This window comes from Pseudomonas sp. GM102 (assembly GCF_000282555.1).
Taxonomy (GTDB): Bacteria; Pseudomonadota; Gammaproteobacteria; order Pseudomonadales; family Pseudomonadaceae; genus Aquipseudomonas.
On record NZ_AKJB01000153.1, the window covers coordinates 1 to 6,062 of the forward strand.

Annotated in this window: 5 protein-coding genes and 1 pseudogene; 2 read left to right on the forward strand and 4 right to left on the reverse strand. The window is 61.2% G+C overall.

The window, feature by feature from the left end; translation table 11 throughout:
* Positions 1-214: 214 nt before the first annotated feature.
* Positions 215-469: pseudogene (locus tag PMI18_RS00155) on the forward strand (YebG family protein); the annotation flags it as partial.
* Between the two features lie 173 nt (positions 470-642).
* Here the strand turns inward: PMI18_RS00155 and PMI18_RS00150 are convergent.
* The 4 genes from PMI18_RS00150 to PMI18_RS00135 all read right to left on the reverse strand — a co-directional run bounded on the left by PMI18_RS00150 (position 643) and on the right by PMI18_RS00135 (position 4,986).
* Positions 643-1,752, reverse strand: coding sequence for a dihydrolipoamide acetyltransferase family protein (locus PMI18_RS00150; protein WP_007907938.1), 1,110 nt, complete (start codon positions 1,750-1,752; stop codon positions 643-645).
* Positions 1,753-1,780: 28 nt separating this feature from the next.
* Positions 1,781-2,770, reverse strand: coding sequence for an alpha-ketoacid dehydrogenase subunit beta (locus tag PMI18_RS00145; RefSeq protein WP_007907939.1), 990 nt, complete (start codon positions 2,768-2,770; stop codon positions 1,781-1,783).
* A complete protein-coding gene (pdhA, locus tag PMI18_RS00140) occupies positions 2,763-3,857 on the reverse strand; it encodes a pyruvate dehydrogenase (acetyl-transferring) E1 component subunit alpha (protein WP_007907940.1) in 1,095 nt (364 codons plus the stop codon). Before pdhA ends, PMI18_RS00145 begins: the two co-directional genes overlap by 8 nt.
* Before the next feature lie 109 nt (positions 3,858-3,966).
* Positions 3,967-4,986, reverse strand: coding sequence for a Glu/Leu/Phe/Val dehydrogenase family protein (locus PMI18_RS00135; RefSeq protein ID WP_007907941.1), 1,020 nt, complete (start codon positions 4,984-4,986; stop codon positions 3,967-3,969).
* Positions 4,987-5,169: 183 nt separating this feature from the next.
* Between PMI18_RS00135 and PMI18_RS00130 the strand changes: the two genes are divergently transcribed.
* The gene (locus PMI18_RS00130) at positions 5,170-5,973 is read left to right on the forward strand and encodes a SirB1 family protein (RefSeq protein ID WP_007907943.1); all 804 of its coding nucleotides are present in this window, start codon (positions 5,170-5,172) and stop codon (positions 5,971-5,973) included.
* Positions 5,974-6,062: the final 89 nt, after the last annotated feature.

The following is a 6,062-nucleotide window of genomic DNA, read 5'->3' on the forward strand; positions in this document are numbered from 1 at the left end:
TAGCCATTTCATTAGGGGATCTGCGGCGTTCACAAAACCATTGTGGGAGCGAGCCTGCTCGCGATGGGAGCAACACGGTCCACCTGACAAACCCTGAATTCGGTCTACATTAAAAAGCCACTACCCAAAGCGCAGGGATTCGCTTATCCTTTTCGCTGTATATAGATACAGTAGTCGAAACAGACAACTAATGTGAAGGCATGTGAGGTGGTGAATGGCCGTCGAAGTGGTATACCGCAGCAGCCGAGATCTGGAGCGCTTGTTCATGGATAAAGCCGAAGCTGACCGTCATGACAAAATGCTCGAACTGGCCGAATTGCTGGCGGAAGTGTTGCAAAAAGCCGTTCCGTCCCTGACTGAACAGCAAGTGGAAGAAGCCGGGATCTACATGGCGAAAAACCGTGATGTATTCGCCAAGGCATTCAAGAGCCAGCCGGACGCTCTGTCCGAACTGCTGAATGCACCCGCCGAAGCCATTGAACCTGTTAAAGCCACTGAACCTGTTGAAGTAGCTGCACCAGTTGAAGTAGCGAGCGCTGAGCCGACCAAGCCAGCCAAGGCCGCCAAGACGCCAAAGTAAGCAATGCCCGAATTGAATAGGCCCTGAGTCAAATGGCTCAGGGCCTTTTTCATGCCTGCAACCTAGACCTCGGGTTGTTCCAGCGCCTCGACCAACGCTTTGAAGAATCGTGCCGCCTCGCCGCCGGTGACCACCCGATGATCAAAGGTCAGGGACAGCGGCAGGATCGGATGCACCACCACCGCGCCCTCGACCGCCACCGGTTCATCGCGGATCGCCCCGGCGGCGAGGATCGCCACTTGCGGTGGCACCACCACCGGGTTGGCGTAGCGACCGAACAAGGTGCCGAAGTTCGACAGGGTCAGGGTCGCACCCATCATTTCCTGGGGCGGGATCGAGCGCGCCTGCACATCGGCCCGCAGACGCATCACACCTTCTTTCAAATCCGCCGCCGAGCGTTGACCGACATCGCGCAATACCGGCACGAACAAGCCGTCAGGCGTATCCACGGCAATGCCCAGATCGAGTCGTTCGTGTTGCTTGAGCGCCAGGGTTTTGCCGTCAAAGGCGCTGTTGAGCACCGGTTCCACCGCGCAGGCCGCCGCCATCGCCTTGGCCAGGCGAATCAGCGGTTCTCGCGCCTGCCCCCAGCGATGCAGATCGGCATCACCGAAAATCGTCACCGGCACCACTTCGGCATGGGACCTGGCCATGTTCAGCGCCATGCTGCGTCGCACGCCACGCAGCTTCTCGCCGCCGAAGCGTTCGCGTTCCGTCTGGGCTGCGTTTTCCACGTCACTGCGGGTGATCTGGCCGTCCTGGCCGGAACCCGTCAAGCCGCTCAGTTCAACGCCGAGCTGCCGAGCCAGTTGACGCACCGCCGGCGTGGCACGGTTCGCCAGATGCTCACGAGTCGAAGGCGCAGCGCCGATGAAAAATGCATCCTCCTGATTCGTGCCGCCGCCCTCAAGCCGACCGACCACGGTACCCGCATCCGCTTCGCCTTCGTAACCGAGCAGAGGTTCGCCAACGTGAAGAATGTCGCCCTCGCCACCAAACGTTTTCGCCACCACGCCGTCGTAGGGCGCGGGAATATCCACCAGCGCCTTGGCGGTTTCCACCGACACCAGCAGTTGGTCGGCCTTGACGGTATCGCCGACCTTGACGTGCCAACGGACGATTTCCGCTTCCTGCAAGCCTTCGCCCAGATCCGGCAGTTTGAAATATTTCATCGCAACCTCCTCGGCCTCAGGCGTCTGTTCAGGGGTAGTGCCGCATGACGGTGTCGCAGGCATGAAGAATGTCTTCGATGCCGGGCATGTACAGCGATTCCAGTCGATACAGCGGCGGCGGGATGTCTGGCGCGGTGACTCGCTGGATCGGTGCCTGCAACTCCAGAAATACCCGTTCATAGAGACTGGCGGAGATTTCCGCGCCGACTCCGCAGGAGCGCGGCGCTTCATGCACGATCACGCAACGACCGGTCTTGCGCACCGAGGCTTCCATCGTGTCGAGATCCAGCGGTTTGATGCTGGCGACATCGATCACTTCCGCAGAAATCCCCTGTTCGGCCAATTGCGTGGCGGCTTGCAAGGTTTCCATTACGCTGGCGCCCCAACTGATCAAGGTAATGTCGCTGCCTTCACGCAGGGTGAAACAGCTGTCCAGCGGCAAGCGTTTACCGTCATCCAGCAGCGGTTGCGGGTTCATTCGATAGAGTCGGGTCGGCTCGAGAAATATCACTGGATCCGGGTCGTCGATGGCCGCGAGCAACAAGCCATAGGCCCGGGCCGGCGAGGACGGGATCACCACCCGCAGCCCCGGAATATGCGCGAACAGGGCTTCGGTGCTTTCGCTGTGATGCTCCGGCGCGCGAATCCCTGCGCCCATCGGCGAGCGCATCACCATCGGGCAGGTGATCCGCCCGCGCGTGCGGTTGCGCATACGGCTGGCATGGGACACCAGGTGCTCCATGGTGGCGTAGATGAAGCCCATGAACTGAATCTCCACCACCGGTTTCAGGCCTTGGGCCGCCATGCCCACCACCAGCCCGCCGAGCATGGTTTCGGCCAGCGGTGAGTCGATCACCCGCTTGAAACCGAAGGTGTCGCGCAGGCCCAGCGTGGCGCGGAACACGCCTCCGTTTACCCCGACGTCTTCACCGAGGACGATGACGTTCTCGTCCTCGCTCATGGCCCGATGCAACGCCAGATTCACCGCTTCCAGCAGCGTCACTTTGCCGTTACTCATCGCTCGAACCCCCAGTCCGGCACGCCACGCGTTCAAGGAAATCTTCACGTTGCTCGGCCAGGGCTTGCGGCCACTGGGCGTAGACATGATCGATCACCGATTCCGGTGTCTGCAGGCCCGCCGCTTCAAAGTTATCCACAGCCCCCTGCACCAAACCTTGGCATTCGCTGATCAGTGCCTGTTCGCGGCCCTCGTCCCACACGCCTTGCCCGGCCATGAAACGTTGCAGGCGTTTGATCGGTTCTTCGAGCCAGGCCTGCTTGACCTCGTCCGCCGACCGATAACGCGTGGCATCGTCGGCGGTGGTGTGATCGCCGAGGCGATAGCTCAGGCATTCGAGCAATACCGGCCCTTTACCGTGGCGCGCCCGTTCGAGGGCGGCTTGCACGCGGTCATAAACGGCGAGCATGTCATTGCCGTCGACTTGCTCCCCGTGGAACCCGGCGCCAATGGCTTTCTGCGCCAGAGTCGGAGCGCCGCACTGGATTCGTCGCGGCACCGAGATCGCCCATTGGTTGTTGTTGACCATGAACACCACCGGCAACTGCCAGGCGCCAGCAACGTTGAGGGCCTCGAGGAAATCACCTTTGCTGGTTCCACCGTCGCCGCACGTTGTGACAGCGACCCGATGCTCGCCACGGATTTTGAAGGCGCTGGCGACACCGCAGGCATGCAGGGCCTGAGTGGCAATCGGCACACAGATCGGGAAATCCTGAGCCACCGCCGGGTCGGCGAAGTCGCTGCCACGCTCATCGCCGCCCCAATACAGCAGGATTTCCTCCATGCGCACACCGCGCATCAACTGCACGGCGGTGTCGCGGTAATACGGAATCAGTACGTCTTCTGCGTGCATCAGGCTGCCGACCGCGACACCAATGGCTTCCTGGCCCAAGGTCGGCGCGTAAGTGCCGATGCGCCCGGTGCGTTGCAAGGCGACAGCTTTCTGATCGAAAAGGCGGGTCAGGACCATCTGCCGATACAGGCGCGTCAGCAGATTGAAGTCGTCGGCCCAGTCGGGAAGATCGCCGAGTAACTGGCCGTCAGGGGATAGAAATCGGGTGTAAGGAAGCTCAACCTTGTGAAGCATCACAGGGCTCCTGGCACGCGGGAGTCGGCGTGCATTTGTCAGGCCCGACGCTTGTGACGCAGGGCTCGGGGAGCAATGGCCGGATAGGCTCTCACTCCTTTCACACTTTTCACCGGTACAACACTTTCTCCGCCAACTCATCCGCCACCCGGGCCGGAGAGCGCTTTTCCGCCTGGGCATGGGCGAATACTTCGGTCAGCCGTGAACTGATTTTCGACAGGTGCGCGGTAATGGTTGTCAGCTCTTCCCCGCGATGCTTGAGCGATACGTAGATCAACCCGCCGGCATTGATCACGTAATCGGGCGCATACAGAATGCCCCGGCGCTCCAGCTGATCGGCGATTTCCAGATGGATCAATTGGTTGTTTGCCGAACCGGCGACCGCTGCGCAGCGCAGTTGCGACACACTGTTGCTGTTAAGCACACCGCCCAGGCCGCAGGGCGCGAGTATGTCGCATGGTGTGCTGAGCAGCGCATCATTGGCGATGGGATGAGCGCCCAACTGCTCCATGGCCAGTTGCACCTTGCCATGATCGATGTCGCTGACCAGCAGCTCGGCACCGGCCGCGTGTAACTGTTCGGCCAAGGCATAACCGACATTACCCAGGCCTTGAATGGCTATGCGCAAGCCTTCGAGATTATCGCTGCCCAAGCGGGCCATGGCAGTGCTGCGAATACCGGCAAACACACCCATGGCGGCGTGCGGCGCGGGGTCGCCCGCAGCGGTGGTGCTGGTGACGAATTGGGTCTGTTGGGCGATGCAATCCATGTCCGCCACCGAGGTACCAGCGTCGATGGCGGTGATGTAGCGACCGTCGAGTTCGTTAATGCAGCGCCCGAAGGCTTCAAATAGCGCGGCGCGGTTTTCCACATGGGCCGGGCGAACAATCACCGCGACGCCCCCCCCTTGAGCCAGGCCGGCCAGGGCCGCCTTGTAACTCATGCCTTGGGCAAGGCGCACAGCATCCTCGATCGCGGATTCATCGCTGGGGTAAGCAAGGTAACGACATCCGCCCAGGGCAGGTCCCAGACGGCTGTTGTGGATGGCAATCACCGCCTTCAATCCGGTGACCGGATCGACGCTCAGGTGCAGCGATTCAAGGCGAGTGCTTTGCATGAGAGCGAACATCGTAGGGCTCCCGAATCACTTCTTGTAGTCGCCAGTATAGGCTTGCGCACAAAAATTGCAGAAGCGCGCCGGAATAAGCGGCGCCGCTTTGAACGCTTTCGGACATAACCTGTTACCACCTGTGTGCAGCACTGGACGAAAGCCTGTGACGGGGCTAAAACGAGGCATTCCCCGGAGATTTTGATGACCCCGCGCCAACGTTTTTTCGACTGCCTGCAACGATCACCGCCCGCGCTGTTCGAGGCGGCGCTATGGATCGCCGCCGAGCACGATAAAGAGCTGGATCCCGAGACGGTGCTGGCGAATTTCAAGGACCTGCAACAGCGGGTCAGCTACGGGTTGCCGATGCTGCCGGTGAGTGAATTGGCCCAACCATTGCTGCGGCGAATGAATGACCTGGGGTTCGCCAAGGACGACTCCATGCCCTTGCGCCCGCAAGTGGCGTTACTCAATAAAGTGCTGGAGCGTCGGCGGGGCCAGCCGCTGGCGCTGGGCCTGATTGCGCTGGAACTGGCTAGAAGGCTGGAGATTCCCATGGTCGGGGTCAACTTTCCCGGGCATTTCCTGCTGCGGGTGCAAGGCGCCGATCACCTGCTCGACCCGTGCGGCGGGCGACGGCTGTACCCCAATGATTGCCGCGAACTGCTGCAACGCCAGTACGGCCCGAACATGCAGCTCGGCGCCGAGCATTTACTGACCGCCGAACCGGTGCAGATGCTGCAGCGACTGTCTCGTAACCTGCGCCAGTTGTACCTCACGAACGATGATTACATCGACGCCCTGGTCGACGCCGAGCGCGTGCTTGAATTGGGCAACGCCAGCGCCTCCGACTATCTGGCCCGGGCCAGCCTCTACCAACGACTGGACTGCCCGAATGCCGAGCGCTTTGACCTGGAGCATGCATTGCTGCTCAGTGACGATCCAATCCAGCGGATTCGCCTGACCGAACGGCTCGGGCATTTGCCGCCCAACTCGGTCGTGCACTAATCACCGCCCGTTGTAGGAGCCAGGCTTGCCGGCGAACCAGACGCCTCGGTCCATCAGGAATACCGCGTTATCGTTCTTCGCGGGCAAGC